Raw genomic sequence first — 15712 nt, forward strand, 5'->3', positions numbered from 1 at the left:
AACATGACCAAGGTAGTTTTCATCACGGGCGCAACCTCCGGCTTTGGCCGCGCTACCGCCCGCCGCTTCGCCGAAGCGGGCTGGGCACTGGTACTCAGTGGCCGTCGCCAGGAACGCCTGGACGAGCTCAAGGCCGAGCTGGAAGGCAAGGTACCGGTACACATCGCCACCCTCGACGTGCGTGACGCCACCGCCGTGCAGGCCGTGGTCGACGGCCTGCCTGCGCCGTTCGACAAGATCCACGCGCTGATCAACAACGCCGGCCTGGCTCTGGCCCCGGAACCGGCGCAGAAGGTGGCCCTGCAGGACTGGCACACCATGATCGACACCAACATCACCGGCCTGGTCAACGTCACCCACGCCGTGCTGCCCAAGCTGCTGGAAACCGGCAAGGGCGCCAGCATCGTCAACATCGGTTCGGTGGCTGGCGAATGGCCGTATCCGGGCGGCCACGTGTATGGCGCCAGCAAGGCGTTCGTCAAACAGTTCAGCTTCAACCTGCGCTGCGACCTGGTGTCCACCGGCGTGCGCGTGACCGACATCGCGCCGGGCATGGCCGAGACCGAGTTCACCCTGGTACGCACCAAGGGCAACCAGGCCGCCTCCGACGCGCTGTACAGCACCACCACGCCGTTGAGCGCGGAAGATATCGCCGAGCAAATTTTCTACGTCGCCACCCTGCCCGACCATATCAACATCAACCGCTTGGAAATCATGCCCAGCCGCCAGGCCTGGGGCCCGTTCGCGGTCGACCGCGACAAGTGACGGCAACGCCGGGCGCGCCCTGCGCCCGGCTTACTGCAGTCATAGTTTCAGCAGACTGGTGCATAACGACAGCGCCGACAACGCCACCAGCAGCACACCGACCAGGCGATGCAGGGAAAACGGCTGCCAGCGCGGCTGCAACCATTGGCCGAGCAGATTGCCAGCCAGCGCCGGTAGTAACAACGTCGCGGCAAGGTGCAGGTGAGCGGTAGCGAGCAGGCCGAACACACCCATACCCAGCAATGCCGTGGCACTGCTGGCGGCGAAGAACATAATCGCCGTGGCGCGCAGCACGCGTGGCTGCAGACCACAACGCAGCAGATAAAGCATCAGCAGCGGCCCACCTGCAGACGCCATCACGGTGGCCAGGCCAGATCCCAGCCCCGCCCAGAACGCCGCCGGTAATGACGGCTCCGCGGCAACGATGAGTGCCTGCGGTTGGCGCAGTACCAGCACAGCACCAATCAGGCACAGCAGGGCAATGGCCGGCGCCAACCACTGACCCGACACCCAGGACAACCCCAACACCCCAAGCGGTACTGCCACCCACATACCGGCTGCCAAACGCACCATCAGCGGCCCATGCATCTCACGTAGCGCACGCGACCAGAGACTGGCACTGCAGAGCAGGTCGAGCAGTAGCACCACGGGGATCACTTCGACCGGTGGCCGAGCACTGAGTAGGCCAAGCGCCAGGATCATGGCAAAGCCAAAGCCGCTGTAACCGCGAACCAGGCCGGCAAACGCGGCCAGAAGCATGAACATGGTGGCACCCATAAGATTTGCCGCCACTCTATGCAGTTGCATTCACGTCAGGCAGAGCCAGATACCGCCACCACGCGAGCCAGCACCTGGCTGCACTCTCTATGCTTGCGCGTTAGAGTAGAGGCTCAGCCGACTCCTCGAACCGCACGCCCTGCAACTGGAAAGCCCCATGACGCCAACGATCCGTGATGCCATCGCTGATGACCTGCCCGCAATCCTCGCCATCTACAACGACGCCGTGCTCAATACCACAGCAATCTGGAACGAGCGCCCCGTGGATCTGGCCAACCGCCAGGCCTGGTTCGACGCTCGTGCAACGCAGGGGTATCCAATCCTGGTGGCGGTCAACGCCGCGCAGGAAGTGCTCGGCTATAGCTCGTTCGGCGACTGGCGACCATTCGACGGCTTCTGCAATACGGTCGAGCACTCCGTCTACGTGCGCAACGACACCCGCGGTCAGGGCCTCGGCCCACTGCTGATGCAGGCGCTGATCGAGCGGGCGCGCAAGATCGGCAAACATGTGATGGTCGCCGCCATCGAAAGCGGCAACAGCGCCTCGGTTCGCCTGCACGAGCGCCTGGACTTCACCATCACCGGGCAGATGTCGCAGGTCGGCTGCAAATTCGGTCGCTGGCTGGACCTGACCTTCATGCAGTTGATCCTGACGCCACAGCGGAGCACGCCATGACCTTGCAGATCCGCCAGCTCGACGAAGCCGACTTCGATGACCGCCGGCCAGGGTTGATCGAGCTGCTGCTCGATGCCGTGGCCAACGGTGCATCGGTAGGCTTTCTGGCCGATATCGACACAGCGCAGGCTGACCGTTACTTCAGCGAAGTTCGCCACAACTTGAGCAGCGGTACGCTGGCGATCTGGGTCGCAGAGGATGAGGGGCAGCTACTGGGCTCGGTGCAGCTCGGCCTGTGCCTGAAACCCAATGGACTGAATCGTGGCGAGGTACAGAAGCTACTGGTACTGAGCAGCGCCAGGCGCCGGGGCATTGCTCGGCTGCTGATGCAGCGACTCGAAGCCCATGCCGAGCATCTGCGGCGCGGCTTGCTCTATCTGGATACCGAAGCCGGCAGTGACGCCGAAAACCTCTATCGCAGCCTTGGCTACACCTGTATCGGCGGCCTGCCGGACTATGCCTGCGGGCCAGACGGCCAGTACCGCGCCAACGCCATCTATTACAAGACGTTGTTCCCAGTCTGACTAACGCAGCTGGCTGTCCTTGCTGCCACGGCGGTTAAAGCCGCCGGCCTTGGCCTGCTCCTTGTCTTCCTGGGCCTGGCAGTTCACGCACAGCCGCACGCCGGGAACGGCCTTGCGTCGCGCTTCGGGAATCGGCGCATCGCATTCTTCGCAGTGGCTCAGGCTCTCACCTGTGGGTAATTGGCTGCGCGCGCGCTGCACGGCCTCTTCGATGGTGCTGTCGATCTGTTCCTGCACGGCGCCGTCTTGCGCCCAACCGGTGGCCATATCGCTCTCCCAATGGGTGGTGCTGACTGGAAGATAGGAGCGTGCGCGCGTGATTGGCAAGCAGCAGCCGACGGCGGACTAATCGGCTCGCGTTGCGCGGCCGCTGTCCGGCGTGGCGGGTGAAGCGGTTGTTATTCCTTGACGTTCATGAACTCGTCGGCCCAGGCCACGTAGTCTTCGGGCTGGGTGTACTTGTGCGACAGTTCGGAAGCGCTGAGGTCAATGCCGACCGCACTGCGTTGCTCACGCAAGCAATCGTAGGTGGCCTTGATCGCAGCGAAATAGGCAGCATGGCCGTTGACCACGATACGCACGCCCAGCTTGGCCAGGCGCGCGTTGTCACGCAGCTTGGGGTTGCCGTAGGTCACCAGCATCAGCGGCACGCTGAGGTGCTCGGCAATCTTCTCCAGGTGGTCGAAGTCTTCGACACCCACCATGCAGATGCCATCGGCGCCCGCCTTCTGGTAGGCAACGGTGCGTTTGATCACTTCATCGACACTGAGCACACCGGCGTTGGTACGGGCGATGATCGCCAGCGCCGAGTCGACACGCGCCTCGAGGGCTGCACGCACCTTGCCAACACCTTCGGCGACGCTGATCAGATCCGTCGACTTGCGGTTGAATTGCGCGGGCAGCAGGGTGTCTTCGATGGTCAGCGCGGAGATACCGGCACGTTCCAGCTCGACCACGGTGCGCATCACATTCAGGGCATTGCCGTAGCCGTGGTCGGCATCGGCGATCACCGGCAAGTTGGAAACACGACCGATACGGGTGGCCTGTTCGACGAACTCGCTGAGGGTGATCAGCGCGAAATCAGGCGCGGCAAGCACCTGCAGAGAGGCCACCGAACCACCGAGGATACCGACCTCGAAGCCGAGGTCACCGGCGATCCGGGCGGACATCGGATCGAAGACCGATGCGGTGTGGTAGCAGGAGTCCGAAGCCAGCAGCGCACGAAAGGCGCGCCGCAGCTCATGGTGGGAAGCACGTTGCATGTTCGACATAAGGCATTGTCCAAAACGTCAGATGAATCGGGTGCCCAGCGGCCTTTTCCTGGCCGCTTTGAGCGAATTCTCGTGTTATGCCGCTACCGGTACGAATGCACGGTGGCCACTGCGTGGGCTGCCTGCTCGCCATCCGTGGGTGTCTCATGCCACCGGCGATCGGCGCATCCTGACACCCAGCAGCAATTATCCCGCCAACTCAGCGGAGAGCCTCAGGCAGCTCTACATCGGGCAACCACTGGCGGAAAATCGCCGAAAAGCGGCCGTCGCGGCGCATTTCCGCCAACTCGCTCTGCCAGGCAGCGACGACCGCCTGATCCGTGTCCAGAGAAAAGGCGATGTAATACGACGACTCCATGAACACCATCTGCGGCTCTACGTCCGCCGGCGTCAGCCCTGCCGGGGCAAGCATGTCGCGCAGCAGGATGTCCTCCAGCATGATCAGGCTGACCCGGCCATGGCGAAACATGGTGACCATGGTTTCGGGCGTTGGTACGCCGTAGAGGTTCTGCAGACCCTGATCCTTCAGCACCTCGTAGCTGTACCACTGCTTGGGCACCGCTAGCGGCCCGCTGGCCGCGACATCCTGGAGGCTGTCCACCTTCAAGCCGCTAGACTTCAGCGAATAAAAGCGCACCTTGCCATGCAGAATCGGGCCGGCCCATTGAAAGCGCTTCTCCCGGTCGGGCGTACGCATCATGGCGAACAGTGCCACGCCCGGTTCACGCTGGGCGATGGTATAGGCACGCGTCCAGGGCATCATCTCGATCTGTGCTTGCGACCCGGTACGGGTTATCAACTCGCGCACTACGTCCACGCCAAAGCCCTGCAACTCGCCGTCCTTCATGAAGGCCGTCGGTGGGCCGGGCTCGGTAAGGATGCGCAGCCCGGCGGCCGCCTGCGCACAGAACAGCAAAGCGAGAAAGAGCACCCCGTAGCGACGTAACAGGCCCATTGGCCATCCCCATAGGTACTTCAAAAAACAGCCAGCCGGGCACCAGCAGCAGGCACCAGTGGTTTGTCGATGCAAACCTGACGGCAATGAGCGTCAACTTTACCGCAGTGCCTGCTCAATTTCAGCTAGCGCTGTGCTTAGTGCTTTCACCAGCCATGACTCTAGCAAGCGGGCGAATTACCGCTCATCGCACAGTACGTAGCAGAGCGGCCAGCGAAGGACTTTGTGGTGATTGCGCTGACAATCGGACTGGCGCACAAGCCTCAGGCAGGCGATCATCGGCGCTCGTCCACCCACGCCGAATGACATGACCGACACCACTCAGACGCCCTCAGCTACACATAAGCCTCGCCCATTCATCGATCTGCTGATCAGCATTCTGATCCCTTCGCTGATCCTCATGAAACTCAGCGGCGAAGCGCGCCTGGGCCCGGACGGCGCGCTGGTGCTGGCCCTCGCCTTCCCGCTGGGCTGGGGCGCTTTCGAGCTGCTCAAATACCGCAAATTCAACTTCGTCGCCCTGCTCGGCTTGGTCAGTGTCGTGCTGACTGGCGGCATCGGCCTGTTGCATCTGGATAACCAGTGGCTGGCGATCAAGGAAGCAGCGATCCCCGGCCTGATCGGCATCGCCGTGCTGGTGTCGACGCGTACTCGTTATCCGCTGATCCGCACGCTGCTGTTCAACAAGACAGTACTCAACGTCGACAAGATTCATGATCGCCTGAAACAGGGTGGCCATACCGAGCGCTTCGAATCGCGCCTGATGCTTGCCACCTACTGGCTCAGCGGCACGTTCTTCTTCTCCTCAGCGATGAACTACATTCTGGCCAAGTGGATCGTCACCAGCCCGGCCGGCAGCGAAGCCTTCAACGACGAACTGGGGCGCATGACGCTGCTCAGCTACCCGATGATCGCCATTCCATCGATGATCATGCTGATGGCCATCTTCTACTACCTGTGGCGCACCATTAATGGTCTCACCGGCCTCAAGCTGGAAGAGATCATGGCCAACGCAGAGCCGGACAAGAAGTCCTGACGGCGCCTAGCCTTGCTGGACATTTACGCCTATCTGGGGCTGTTCGCAGCCGCGTTCGGCGCAGCGACACTACTCCCACTGCAGTCCGAGGCCGTACTGGTGGCGCTGTTGCTCGGCGCCGCCCAGCCGGCCTTGGCACTCCTGTTGGTGGCCAGTACGGGCAATGTGCTTGGCTCGCTAGTCAATTGGTGGCTTGGCCGTTATCTCGAACGCTTTCGCGGGCGCCGCTGGTTTCCAGTCAGCGAAGCGCGCCTGCAACAGGCCCAGACCTGGTACGGCCGCTATGGGCGCTGGTCATTGCTACTCAGTTGGCTACCGGTGATCGGCGACCCACTGACGCTGGTTGCGGGCATAATGCGTGAACCGCTGTGGCGTTTCGTACTGATTGTCACCCTCGCAAAAACCACTCGTTATGCCGTGCTGACCGCGCTGACACTGGGTTTGAGCAACTGAAAGGACACACTCGGTAACGGCCTGTAAAGCGGTGCCAGTTGAGCAACCGGCCCGCCTCCGGGATACTGCGCACCCTGTACACCTACATCGCGGCAGATATGCCCCGGTATAAGGTATGAACGATGGTTGCGACAGCCCATCGAATGCAGAGCCGACTGTCCGTAGAGACGTGAAACAGGGGATCGCAGTTGCAAGGTACCAAACCCACGATGAAACGCAGTGACCTGATTTGGACGCTGATCGGGTTGTGTGCCGTGGTGGCGTCCTGCTTCTTGCTCTACCGCGAAGTACGCAACATTTCTCTCGACGAGATCGCCGAAAGCCTCAAGGCCATTCCGCACCTCAACTGGCTGCTCGCCGGCGCCGCCACCTTTGGCGCCTATTGCGCCCTGGCCTGGTACGACCGCATCGCCATCGCCCACTTGGGCAAGAAGATTTCCTGGCGGTTCATCACCCTGTGTTCCTTCACCACCTACGCCCTGGCCCACAATATCGGCGCTTCGGTGTTCTCCGGCGCCGTGGTTCGTTACCGTGCCTACCGCACCAAGGGCCTCACACCCCACGAAATCGGCATTCTGATCGTCTTCTGCTCCTTCACCTTCGCTCTCGGCACGCTGTTCGCCAGTGGTTGTGTACTGGTGCTGCAGCCGGAGCTGATTCATCGCGTGCTGGATGTCACACCACTGGTTTCCATCGCCATCGGCTCCTTCCTGCTGTTGCTGGTAGGCCTGTACGTGCTGGGCTCGTGGCTGCAGTTCAAGCCCTGGAATTTTGGCAAGCTGCGCGTCGAATACCCACGCCTGCGCATCGTTGGCCGCCAGTTACTGGCAGGCCCGCTGGAGCTGGCCTGCGCGGCGGCGATCATCTACTTCGCCCTGCCGGAGGCCTACAACCCTGGTTACCCGATCGTGCTCGGCGTGTTCCTGGCCTCCTTTTCCCTCGCGCTGCTGTCCCATGCGCCGGGCGGCCTGGGCGTACTGGAAGTCAGCTTTCTCGCCGCATTGCCGGAGATTCCCGCCTCGGACGTGCTCGCCGCACTGATCGTGTTCCGCGCCTTCTACCTGCTGCTGCCCTTCGCCCTGTCGCTGATCGTGGTGCTGGGCTTCGAATGGGGCCAATGGCGCCTCAAGCGTACCGAAGCACAAAATCCCCCATTGCCCTGACGAAGCGGCAGCACGGCGGCTTCATTTCGCCTAGAATGCGCGGCCGTTTTTCAGGAGCCGCGCGTCAATGTCCTTTTCCACCCCTGCCCGCGCCTGCGGTATCGACTTCGGCACCTCCAACTCCACCGTTGGCTGGCTGCGCCCGGACGGCGAAACGCTGATCCCGCTGGAAGACGGCAAGATCACCCTACCCTCGGTGGTGTTTTTCAATCTCGAAGAGCGCCGCCCGGCCTATGGCCGCATGGCTCTGCACGAGTACCTGGAGGGCTACGAAGGCCGCCTGATGCGCTCGCTGAAGAGCCTACTCGGCTCCAAGCTGCTGAAGAGCGAGACTGCGGTCATGGGCAGCGCCCTGCCCTTCAAGGATCTGCTCGGCTTCTTCATCGGCGAGCTGAAGAAACGTGCCGAAGCGGTTGCCGAGCGCCCGTTCGACGCCGTGGTGCTGGGCCGCCCGGTATTTTTCGTGGATGACGACCCGCTGGCCGACCAGGAAGCCGAGAACACCCTGATCGCCGTGACGCAGAAGCTTGGCTTCAAGGACGTATCCTTCCAGTACGAACCGATCGCCGCGGCCTTCGATTACGAGTCGACCATCGAGCGTGAAGAGCTGGTGCTGATCGTCGATATCGGCGGCGGTACCTCGGACTTTTCCCTGGTGCGCCTAGCACCGGAGCGCCGCCAGCAGGCCGAGCGCCACGATGACATCCTGGCCACCGGCGGTGTGCATATCGGCGGTACCGACTTCGACAAGCTGCTCAGCCTGCAGGGCGTGATGCCGCTGTTCGGCTACGGCAGCCGGATGAAGAGCGACGCTCCGATGCCGACCAGCATGCACCTCAATCTGGCCACTTGGCACACCATCAACGTGGTCTACGCGGCCGCGTCGCAGCGGGCGCTGCAGAACATGCGTTACGACATCGTTGACCCGACCGGCATCGACCGCCTGTTCAAGCTGATCGAGCAACGTGCCGGCCACTGGCTGGCGATGCAGGTGGAAGACAGCAAGATCGCCCTGACCGAACAGCATCGGCATTCCATCGACCTGCAACGGATCGAAGCAGGCCTGATCGCGGAACTGACTCGGAAACTGTTCGAAGACAGCATCGCCCCACTGCTCGAACGCATCCGCAGCAGTGTAACCGGGCTGCTCGCCGATGCCGGCGTAGGCCTCGAGCAGGTCGATACGGTGTTTTTCACCGGCGGCTCCAGCGGTGTACCGGCATTGCGCCAGAGCGTGGCCGAACTGCTGCCCAATGCCCGCCACGTGGAAGGCAATACCTTCGGCAGTATTGGCAGCGGGCTGGCCATCGAAGCGAAGAAGCGCTACGGCTGACGCCGAACGGATAGGGACAAGGGATCGCGACTACTTTATATTCTCGCGATCTCACTCCATGGACGGCCACCATGCATACCCTAGAACGCATCTACCCGCTGAAAATGGACGAAAGGCTGGCGGCCGACCAAGCGACTCTTGACCTGCACATGCAGCGTTACGAGTTCGCCAGCCGCTCGCTGCAGGGCCAGCGCGTACTCGATATGGCCTGTGGCTGCGGCTACGGCAGTGCGTTGCTGGCCGAACAGCACCCGGACAAGCAGATCACCGGCATCGACATCGATCCCGAAGCGATCGCCTATGCCCAGGCGAACTACCAGAAAGCCAATCTGCGCTACGTCTGTGCGAACGCGGAAACCTTCACCGACAGCGAGGGTTTCGACAGCATCGTCAGCCTGGAAACCATAGAGCACCTACCCGACCCGGTTCGCCTGGTAGAGAACTACGCCAGCCTGCTGGCCAAGGGCGGCCGCATCATCGCCTCGGTGCCGACCACGCCGACACTGGATGGCAACCCACACCACCTGCACGATTTCAGCCCGCGCAGCTTCTTCGCACTGTTCCGTCGCCACGGCCTGAAACCTCAGGAACGTTTCGAACAGATCCAGCGCTGGGAGTTTTCCGGGTTATTCAAGAAGCCCAAGAAAGCCGCCCGCCAGCACCGCTCGGAAGGCGTCGGCAACGCGGTACTGGCGTACTACCGCAGCCACCCGCTGTACTTGTTCAAGCGGCTTTTCTCAATTTTGCGTTACGGCGCCAGCAACCGTTATCTGACCTGCCGCTTCAGCGTCGACTAGGCTTGTACGACCGCAAAAAGGCGATAGCGGACGTTCGATTTGGTGGGCTGAAGCCCACCCTACAGCCGCACATCTTGGGTAGGGTGGGCTTCAGCCCACCAATTGGCGCCCCACAACGAACGGCCGCTTGCGCCTTTAAGCCACTCGCTTAACGCGGCACTGCAGGCTTCTTCGCGGGCTTCTTGCCTTTGCCCTTGGCGGCATCAGTGCGCTCACGCGCAGCCTGCTGGTTCCTCGCCTGGGCAGCTGCCTTGGCCTGCTCACGCTTGTCCCACGGATTACTACCATCACTGCCACGCGGCGGCAGGCCGGTGTGCTGGGTGAGAATCTTGGTGGTAGTTTGCTTGGCGACCTTATGGCTACCGGCCGGCGTAGAATTTTTGCGACGGGCGCTCTGGTAGCTGTCGGTTGCCGGCTGGTGCAGCGGAATCAACTGTTCCTTGCCCGGCCCGATCAGGTCGGCCCGGCCCATGCGGGTCAGTGCTTCACGCAGCATCGGCCAGCCTTTCGGGTCGTGGTAGCGCAGGAAGGCCTTATGCAGACGGCGCTGCTCCTCGCTCTTGACGATGGTCACCCCGTCACTCTTGTAGGTGACCTTGCGTAGCGGATTCTTGCCCGAGTGGTACATGGCCGTGGCAGTCGCCATCGGCGACGGATAGAACGCTTGCACCTGGTCGGCGCGGAAACCATTGCCCTTGAGCCACAGGGCCAGGTTCATCATGTCTTCATCGGTGGTGCCGGGGTGGGCGGCGATGAAGTACGGAATCAGGTACTGCTCCTTGCCCGCTTCCTTGGTGTACTTCTCGAACATGCGCTTGAACTTGTCATAGCTGCCAATGCCCGGCTTCATCATCTGGTTGAGCGGACCTTCCTCGGTGTGTTCCGGGGCAATCTTCAGGTAACCCCCAACGTGGTGGGTCACCAGCTCTTTCACGTATTCCGGCGATTCGACCGCCAGGTCGTAGCGCAGACCGGAAGCGATGAGAATCTTCTTAACGCCCGGCAACGCACGGGCGCTACGATACAACTGGATCAGCGACGAGTGATCGGTGTTCAGGTTCGGGCAGATACCCGGGAACACGCAGGACGGCTTGCGGCACGCGGATTCGATTTCCGGGCTCTTGCAGGCGATGCGGTACATGTTCGCAGTTGGACCGCCAAGGTCGGAGATCACCCCGGTAAAGCCCGGCACTTTGTCGCGAATTTCCTCGATCTCACGAATGATCGACTCTTCCGAACGGTTCTGGATGATGCGGCCTTCGTGCTCGGTGATCGAGCAGAAGGTACAGCCGCCGAAGCAGCCGCGCATGATGTTCACCGAGAAGCGGATCATGTCGTAGGCCGGGATCTTCTCCTTGCCATAAGCCGGGTGCGGAACGCGCGCATAGGGCATGCCGAACACGTAGTCCATTTCCTCGGTGGTCATCGGAATGGGTGGCGGGTTGAACCACACGTCGACTTCACCGTGCTTCTGCACCAGCGCACGGGCGTTGCCCGGGTTGGTTTCCAAGTGCAGCACGCGGTTGGCGTGGGCATAGAGCACCGAATCGTTACGCACTTTCTCCATGGACGGCAGGCGGATCACCGTCTTGTCGCGAGTCATGCGAGGGCTGGCCAGAATCTGCACGACCTTGGCTTCGTTCGGGTCTTCAACCGGGCCTTTCTCCTGCTCGATAGCGCAAGCCTGGGTGTCCTGGGTGTTCACGTACGGGTTGATGATCTTGTCGACCTTGCCCGGACGGTCGATACGCGTGGAGTCGACCTCGTACCAGTCTTTCGGCGTGTCGCGGCGAATGAACGCCGTGCCGCGCACATCGGTGATGTCTTCGATCTTGTGGCCGTAGGAGAGACGCTGAGCGACCTCGACGATGGCGCGCTCGGCGTTGCCGTAGAGCAGAATGTCGGCGCTGGCATCGATCAGGATCGAGTTGCGCACGCGATCCTGCCAGTAGTCGTAGTGGGCGATACGGCGCAGCGAGGCTTCGATACCGCCGAGCACGATCGGTACGTGCTTGTAGGCTTCCTTGCAACGCTGGCTATAGACCAGGCTGGCACGATCCGGGCGTTTTCCAGCCATGCCGCCAGGCGTGTAGGCGTCGTCGGAACGAATCTTCTTGTCGGCGGTGTAGCGGTTTATCATCGAGTCCATGTTGCCGGCAGCAACGCCGAAGAACAGGTTCGGCTCGCCGAGCTTCATGAAGTCGTCTTTGGACTGCCAGTTGGGCTGGGCGATGATCCCGACGCGAAAGCCCTGGGACTCCAGCAGCCGGCCAATGATCGCCATACCGAACGACGGATGGTCGACGTAGGCATCACCGGTGACGATGATGATGTCGCAGGAATCCCAGCCAAGCTGATCCATCTCCTCCCTGCTCATCGGCAGGAATGGCGCAGGGCCGAAACATTCGGCCCAGTACTTGGGATAGTCAAATAACGGCTTGGCTGTTTGCATGACGGTGACCGGTGTTGAGATGAAAAATCGCGGTCGCGGAATATAGCACAAATTTTGACCAAACCCGACTGTAGCGCTGGGGTAAAACGTCGCTTGGCGGTCTATCCGATGGCATGCAATATGAGTGCGGACAGTCATCAAAAATGTGTCGCCTCGGTATACTCTCAGGGCAGAACAACAACGGTCGTGCACAGGCCACCAAGGAGCCTCCGCTTGCAGCGGCTAGCCATATTCCTGATCTCGCTACTGATGCTCTCAGGCCTGAGTCTGAGCGCTCGGGCTGACATCATCACTCTCGATGCCGGCAGCAGCGGCCTGGCACTCAATCCGCATATCGAACTGCTCGAAGATCCCGGCGCCCGCCTGAGTATCGAGGATATGGCGGATCCGACCGTGCAGCAGCGCTTCGTTGCCGCCAAGGGTAAGGCAAGCGTCGGCCAGAGCCCCAACCCCTGGTGGGTGAAGGTCACCCTCCAGGCGAGCCAGGCGGCACCTGGCCCCTGGTGGCTGGAAGTCGCTGCCGTCAGCCTGCTCGATCTGCAACTGTTCCTGCCCGACGGCGAACAAGGCTGGCATCTGCGTCAGTCCGGAGAAGTGGTGAGCTTTGACGAAGGCCGTGACCATGCTCACCGGCGCATGCTCTTCGAACTGCCGGCCCTGGACGAGCAGCCACTGACCTTTTACCTGCGCAGCTTCGACCCAGCGGGCAACTCCTTTCCGCTGAAGGTCTGGCAACTCGATGACCTGAGCACCCTAAGCGCCGACGAGAACCTCTGGTTCGGCATTATCTACGGGGTGATCACCGCCCTGCTGCTGTACAACCTGTTCATCTTCTTCGCCCTGCGCGACTCGGCGTACTTCTGGTACGTGGTCACCACCACGGGCGCTCTGCTGATGATCCTCGGTATGACTGGGCACGGCTTCCAGCACCTGTGGCCAAACGCCGCGGTACCCTTCTGGCTCGATCGCATCAGCCTGCCAGCGCTATGGGGCTTTGGCGCCTGCCGCTTTACCCAGACGCTGCTGCAAACTCGCCGCCATGTGCCCTGGGCCCATCACCTGCTGACCATAAGCTGCGTCATGTACGTGGTTGCCGTCATGGCAGATGGTTTCGGGCAACGCGCCGTGGGCGCCTGGGTCTTCGTGCTGCTGTCGTTCACGGCCATCCCCGCAGCACTCTGGGCCTCCCTCATGCGCTGGCGCCAGGGCTACTTTCCGGCCTGCCTGTACTTCTGCGGCTACGGCATGATCCTGGCCAGCGTAGTCCTGCTGCTGCTACGCGCCACCGGGGTGATTCAGCCCGCCGCCTGGAGCACCTACGTATTTCCCATCGCGGTGGCTGCCGAGTCGATCCTGTTCTCCTTCGCCCTGGCCTACCGCATCCAGTTGCTGAAAAACCAGCGCTCCGAAGCGCTGCTGCAGGCCAGCCAAGAAAAAAGTGCACGCCTGGCACAGGTGCAGGCCAGCGCCGACGAGCTGCAACTGGCCGTGGAACACCGTACTGCGGAACTCAAGGCGACCAATCTGCAATTGTCACAACGGGAGCAGGAGCTACGCCATGCGGCGTTCCACGACCCACTCACCGAGCTGCCGAACCGCCGCCACCTGATCGAGCAGTGCGAGCGTGCGCTGCAGGTGGCTCAGCAGTCGGGTGAAACGCTGGCGCTGCTGCTGATCGATCTTGATCACTTCAAACCGATCAACGATCGCTACGGGCATGATGCCGGCGACCTGATGCTGCAGCACATAGGCAAGCGAATACGCGAACATGTGCGGGCAAGCGACACGGTTGCCCGACTTGGCGGTGATGAGTTTGCGGTGCTGATCGGTGGCGCGGATGCGCAAGGCTACGCGCACGATGTAGCAGACCGCCTGCTCGCCGGGCTAGCCAGGCCGGTGGGCTACGCCGATCAGGCGCTGACCGTGAGCATCAGTATCGGCGTGGCGTTCTATCCCCAACATGCCGAACAGTTCGCCAGCCTCTACAAGGCGGCGGATCAGGCGCTCTATCAGGCCAAGGCGGCCGGGCGCTCAGGCACCGCCGTGTACGGCAGCAGCAACGCGTAATTAAGCTTATTCGTCGTCGAACTGGTAGCTACCAGGCGCCAGGTTCTCGAAGCGCGAGTACTTACCGAGGAACGCCAGCCGCGCCGTACCCAGCGGGCCGTTACGCTGCTTGCCGATGATGATCTCGGCCACGCCCTTGTATTCAGTCTCCGGGTGATAAACCTCGTCCCGGTACACGAACATGATGATGTCTGCGTCCTGCTCGATCGCACCGGATTCGCGCAAGTCGGAGTTGATCGGGCGCTTGTTGGGCCGCTGCTCCAGACCCCGATTGAGCTGGGAGAGCGCGATCACCGGGCAGTTGAATTCCTTGGCCAACGCCTTGAGCGAGCGCGAGATCTCGGAAATCTCGTTCACCCGGCTATCACCGCTTGAGCCGGGGATCTGCATCAGCTGCAGGTAGTCGACCATGATCAGGCCGATCTCGCCGTGTTCGCGCGCGAGACGACGAGAACGCGCACGCATCTCCGAAGGCGAGATACCGGCGGTGTCGTCAATGAACAGCTTGCGGTCGTTGAGCAGGTTGACCGCCGAGGTCAGCCGCGGCCAATCGTCGTCATCCAGGCGGCCGGCACGCACCTTGGTCTGATCGATGCGGCCAAGGGAGGCCAGCATACGAATAACGATGGATTCCGATGGCATCTCCAGGGAATACACCAGAATCGACTTGTCGCTGCGCATCAGCGCGTTTTCCACCAGATTCATGGCAAACGTGGTCTTACCCATCGACGGACGGCCCGCGACGATAACCAGGTCGGCCGGCTGCAGGCCGCTGGTCAGATCATCCAGATCAGAGAACCCGGTAGACAGGCCAGTGATCGCATCGCCGTTATTGAACAGCTCGTCGATGCGATCGATGGCCCTGACCAGAATGTCGTTGATACCCACCGGGCCACCGGTCTTCGGCCGCGCCTCGGCGATCTGAAAGATCAGTCGCTCGGCCTCGTCGAGAATTTCCTCGCCCGTACGGCCCTCTGGCGCATAGGCACTGTCGGCAATCTCGTTACTGATGCCAATCAGTTTGCGCAGCGTGGCGCGCTCGCGAATGATCTGCGCATAGGCCTTGATATTGGCCACCGACGGCGTGTTCTTCGCCAGCTCGCCCAAGTAGGCCATGCCGCCGACCTGAGGCAACTGCCCCTCCTTGTCCAACTGTTCGGACAAGGTCACCACGTCGAACGGCTGGTTGCGCTCGGCCAGTTTGTGGATGGCGCGGAACACCAGGCGGTGATCGTGACGGTAGAAATCGCCATCGGACACCTGATCGAGCACACGCTCCCACGCGTTGTTATCGAGCATCAAACCGCCGAGAACTGCCTGCTCGGCCTCGATCGAGTGCGGCGGCACCTTCAGGGCAGAGGTTTGCAGGTCGTACTGTTCAGTGATGCTGATGTCGTTCATGGGAGCCTGGAAAGAATGCTTGCGTTGAAAAACAAAAGGCAC

15 protein-coding genes are annotated in these 15712 nt (G+C 61.8%); 9 read left to right on the forward strand and 6 right to left on the reverse strand.

Going from position 1 to position 15712, the window contains the following annotated elements; all coding sequences use genetic code 11:
- The first annotated feature begins 3 nt into the window (after positions 1 to 3).
- Complete coding sequence (locus ACZ3GY_RS21125) at positions 4 to 765, forward strand: SDR family NAD(P)-dependent oxidoreductase (protein WP_465911871.1); 762 nt, start codon at positions 4 to 6, stop codon at positions 763 to 765.
- Positions 766 to 804: 39 nt separating this feature from the next.
- Here the strand turns inward: ACZ3GY_RS21125 and ACZ3GY_RS21130 are convergent, their stop codons facing one another.
- Positions 805 to 1530, reverse strand: coding sequence for a TSUP family transporter (locus ACZ3GY_RS21130; RefSeq protein ID WP_465911872.1), 726 nt, complete (start codon positions 1528 to 1530; stop codon positions 805 to 807).
- Between the two features lie 169 nt (positions 1531 to 1699).
- On the opposite strand from ACZ3GY_RS21130, the gene ACZ3GY_RS21135 reads away from it, so the two are divergent.
- Together ACZ3GY_RS21135 and ACZ3GY_RS21140 are read left to right on the forward strand one after the other, a co-directional pair.
- Entirely contained in the window at positions 1700 to 2218 is a 519-nt protein-coding gene (locus ACZ3GY_RS21135; RefSeq protein WP_465911873.1) for a GNAT family N-acetyltransferase, read from the forward strand.
- The gene (locus ACZ3GY_RS21140; RefSeq protein WP_465911874.1) at positions 2215 to 2742 is read left to right on the forward strand and encodes a GNAT family N-acetyltransferase; all 528 of its coding nucleotides are present in this window, start codon (positions 2215 to 2217) and stop codon (positions 2740 to 2742) included. The genes ACZ3GY_RS21135 and ACZ3GY_RS21140 overlap by 4 nt, the downstream gene beginning before the upstream one ends.
- Here the strand turns inward: ACZ3GY_RS21140 and ACZ3GY_RS21145 are convergent, their stop codons facing one another.
- The 3 genes from ACZ3GY_RS21145 to ACZ3GY_RS21155 all read right to left on the reverse strand — a co-directional run bounded on the left by ACZ3GY_RS21145 (position 2743) and on the right by ACZ3GY_RS21155 (position 4968).
- Entirely contained in the window at positions 2743 to 3009 is a 267-nt protein-coding gene (locus tag ACZ3GY_RS21145) for a DksA/TraR family C4-type zinc finger protein (RefSeq protein ID WP_465911875.1), read from the reverse strand.
- 131 nt (positions 3010 to 3140) lie between these two features.
- Positions 3141 to 4004, reverse strand: coding sequence for an isocitrate lyase/PEP mutase family protein (locus tag ACZ3GY_RS21150; protein ID WP_225839934.1), 864 nt, complete (start codon positions 4002 to 4004; stop codon positions 3141 to 3143).
- A gap of 208 nt (positions 4005 to 4212) precedes the next feature.
- On the reverse strand, positions 4213 to 4968 hold the full coding sequence (locus ACZ3GY_RS21155) for a substrate-binding periplasmic protein (RefSeq protein WP_465911876.1): 756 nt from the start codon (positions 4966 to 4968) through the stop codon (positions 4213 to 4215).
- 307 nt (positions 4969 to 5275) lie between these two features.
- Between ACZ3GY_RS21155 and ACZ3GY_RS21160 the strand changes: the two genes are divergently transcribed.
- The 5 genes from ACZ3GY_RS21160 (at position 5276) to ACZ3GY_RS21180 (ending at position 9750) form a co-directional block, all read left to right on the forward strand.
- On the forward strand, positions 5276 to 6004 hold the full coding sequence (locus ACZ3GY_RS21160; RefSeq protein WP_465911877.1) for a VC0807 family protein: 729 nt from the start codon (positions 5276 to 5278) through the stop codon (positions 6002 to 6004).
- Between the two features lie 12 nt (positions 6005 to 6016).
- On the forward strand, positions 6017 to 6457 hold the full coding sequence (locus tag ACZ3GY_RS21165) for a YqaA family protein (protein WP_465911878.1): 441 nt from the start codon (positions 6017 to 6019) through the stop codon (positions 6455 to 6457).
- Positions 6458 to 6666: 209 nt separating this feature from the next.
- Entirely contained in the window at positions 6667 to 7620 is a 954-nt protein-coding gene (locus ACZ3GY_RS21170; RefSeq protein WP_465911879.1) for a lysylphosphatidylglycerol synthase transmembrane domain-containing protein, read from the forward strand.
- Between the two features lie 67 nt (positions 7621 to 7687).
- Positions 7688 to 8953, forward strand: coding sequence for an Hsp70 family protein (locus ACZ3GY_RS21175; protein WP_465911880.1), 1266 nt, complete (start codon positions 7688 to 7690; stop codon positions 8951 to 8953).
- 71 nt (positions 8954 to 9024) lie between these two features.
- Positions 9025 to 9750: a class I SAM-dependent methyltransferase gene (locus ACZ3GY_RS21180; protein WP_465911881.1), complete on the forward strand. Its 726-nt coding sequence runs from the start codon at positions 9025 to 9027 to the stop codon at positions 9748 to 9750.
- A 148-nt stretch (positions 9751 to 9898) separates the two neighbouring features.
- On the opposite strand, the gene ACZ3GY_RS21185 is transcribed toward ACZ3GY_RS21180, so the two are convergent.
- The gene (locus ACZ3GY_RS21185; protein WP_465911882.1) at positions 9899 to 12202 is read right to left on the reverse strand and encodes a YgiQ family radical SAM protein; all 2304 of its coding nucleotides are present in this window, start codon (positions 12200 to 12202) and stop codon (positions 9899 to 9901) included.
- A gap of 249 nt (positions 12203 to 12451) precedes the next feature.
- Between ACZ3GY_RS21185 and ACZ3GY_RS21190 the strand changes: the two genes are divergently transcribed.
- Positions 12452 to 14269, forward strand: coding sequence for a sensor domain-containing diguanylate cyclase (locus ACZ3GY_RS21190; protein WP_465912006.1), 1818 nt, complete (start codon positions 12452 to 12454; stop codon positions 14267 to 14269).
- Between the two features lie 6 nt (positions 14270 to 14275).
- Here the strand turns inward: ACZ3GY_RS21190 and dnaB are convergent, their stop codons facing one another.
- Positions 14276 to 15670: a replicative DNA helicase gene (gene dnaB / locus ACZ3GY_RS21195; protein WP_463563355.1), complete on the reverse strand. Its 1395-nt coding sequence runs from the start codon at positions 15668 to 15670 to the stop codon at positions 14276 to 14278.
- Between the last annotated feature and the right edge of the window lie 42 nt (positions 15671 to 15712).

This window comes from Pseudomonas sp. PME37.24/006, assembly GCF_055556635.1.

What these genes read in the sequence shown, in the direction of transcription:
- ACZ3GY_RS21125 (WP_465911871.1), top strand. Translation starts at nt 4, where the DNA reads ATGACCAAGGTAGTTTTCATCACGGGCGCAACCTCCGGCTTTGGCCGC.
- ACZ3GY_RS21130 (WP_465911872.1), bottom strand. Translation starts at nt 1,530, where the DNA reads ATGTTCATGCTTCTGGCCGCGTTTGCCGGCCTGGTTCGCGGTTACAGC.
- ACZ3GY_RS21135 (WP_465911873.1), top strand. Translation starts at nt 1,700, where the DNA reads ATGACGCCAACGATCCGTGATGCCATCGCTGATGACCTGCCCGCAATC.
- ACZ3GY_RS21140 (WP_465911874.1), top strand. Translation starts at nt 2,215, where the DNA reads ATGACCTTGCAGATCCGCCAGCTCGACGAAGCCGACTTCGATGACCGC.
- ACZ3GY_RS21145 (WP_465911875.1), bottom strand. Translation starts at nt 3,009, where the DNA reads ATGGCCACCGGTTGGGCGCAAGACGGCGCCGTGCAGGAACAGATCGAC.
- ACZ3GY_RS21150 (WP_225839934.1), bottom strand. Translation starts at nt 4,004, where the DNA reads ATGCAACGTGCTTCCCACCATGAGCTGCGGCGCGCCTTTCGTGCGCTG.
- ACZ3GY_RS21155 (WP_465911876.1), bottom strand. Translation starts at nt 4,968, where the DNA reads ATGGGCCTGTTACGTCGCTACGGGGTGCTCTTTCTCGCTTTGCTGTTC.
- ACZ3GY_RS21160 (WP_465911877.1), top strand. Translation starts at nt 5,276, where the DNA reads ATGACCGACACCACTCAGACGCCCTCAGCTACACATAAGCCTCGCCCA.
- ACZ3GY_RS21170 (WP_465911879.1), top strand. Translation starts at nt 6,667, where the DNA reads ATGAAACGCAGTGACCTGATTTGGACGCTGATCGGGTTGTGTGCCGTG.
- ACZ3GY_RS21175 (WP_465911880.1), top strand. Translation starts at nt 7,688, where the DNA reads ATGTCCTTTTCCACCCCTGCCCGCGCCTGCGGTATCGACTTCGGCACC.
- ACZ3GY_RS21180 (WP_465911881.1), top strand. Translation starts at nt 9,025, where the DNA reads ATGCATACCCTAGAACGCATCTACCCGCTGAAAATGGACGAAAGGCTG.
- ACZ3GY_RS21185 (WP_465911882.1), bottom strand. Translation starts at nt 12,202, where the DNA reads ATGCAAACAGCCAAGCCGTTATTTGACTATCCCAAGTACTGGGCCGAA.
- ACZ3GY_RS21190 (WP_465912006.1), top strand. Translation starts at nt 12,452, where the DNA reads ATGCTCTCAGGCCTGAGTCTGAGCGCTCGGGCTGACATCATCACTCTC.
- dnaB (WP_463563355.1), bottom strand. Translation starts at nt 15,670, where the DNA reads ATGAACGACATCAGCATCACTGAACAGTACGACCTGCAAACCTCTGCC.